Origin of the sequence: Sulfitobacter sp. HI0129, from assembly GCF_001635395.1 — a bacterium.
In the GTDB taxonomy this organism is placed as follows: Bacteria; Pseudomonadota; Alphaproteobacteria; order Rhodobacterales; family Rhodobacteraceae; genus Sulfitobacter.
The window spans coordinates 1-606 of the sequence record NZ_LWGH01001067.1; the positions used below are offsets into that span (position 1 = coordinate 1).

General features: G+C 65.8%; 1 protein-coding gene and 1 pseudogene. One reads left to right on the forward strand and one right to left on the reverse strand.

What is annotated here, in order from left to right:
* Positions 1 to 266: NAD(P)/FAD-dependent oxidoreductase (locus tag A3764_RS24320; RefSeq protein WP_150122417.1), on the reverse strand; the 266-nt coding region annotated here is incomplete at its 3' end.
* Positions 267 to 302: 36 nt separating this feature from the next.
* On the opposite strand from A3764_RS24320, the pseudogene A3764_RS26175 reads away from it, so the two are divergent.
* Positions 303 to 606 (forward strand): annotated as a pseudogene (locus A3764_RS26175) (NAD(P)/FAD-dependent oxidoreductase); the annotation flags it as partial.

A 606-nucleotide genomic window follows, 5' to 3' on the forward strand; every position in this document is an offset into this window, starting at 1 on the left:
GCCTCCTGATCGAAGGCATCCAACATCGGGGCGAGGTGCGGCGCGGAGGGGCCGAGCGCCCGGTCAAAGGCATCGCGTTCTTCCGCCATCGTCAGGTTCAGACCGGATTTTCCCGCCATCAGGAACTTGCGCGCGACGGAGGGCTTCGCCTCGCAGATCGTCACCTTCATCCCCTTCTGCGCCATGACTTCGGCAGCAGCCAGACCGGCCGGTCCGCCACCGATGACGACAGCGCGCCGCGTTTCCGGATCCTTCTGGTCGATCATCTGCGGCTTGCCTTCGGCTACGGTCAGGCCATGTTCATGCCCGTCACGAGACCCGGGATCAAGCCGCCGATGACAGACCCTACCTGCCCGCTCTGCCTGCGCCCGATCCCCCCGGACGTCCCCCAAAGCCGCCACCATCTGATCCCGAAGCTGAAGGGCGGAAAGGGGGGCGCAACGGATGCCTTCGATCAGGAGGCGGTGCAGCATTGGGCCGAAGGACTGGGGCAGAGACTTTTCACAGGTTCGACAGGCCGCGTTTTCCCCGAAGCGATGAAGGCTTCGCCCCTGTTGCGGGCATGGCTGAGGCGGCTAGACGCGCTAGCAGTGGAGCGCCGCGTCG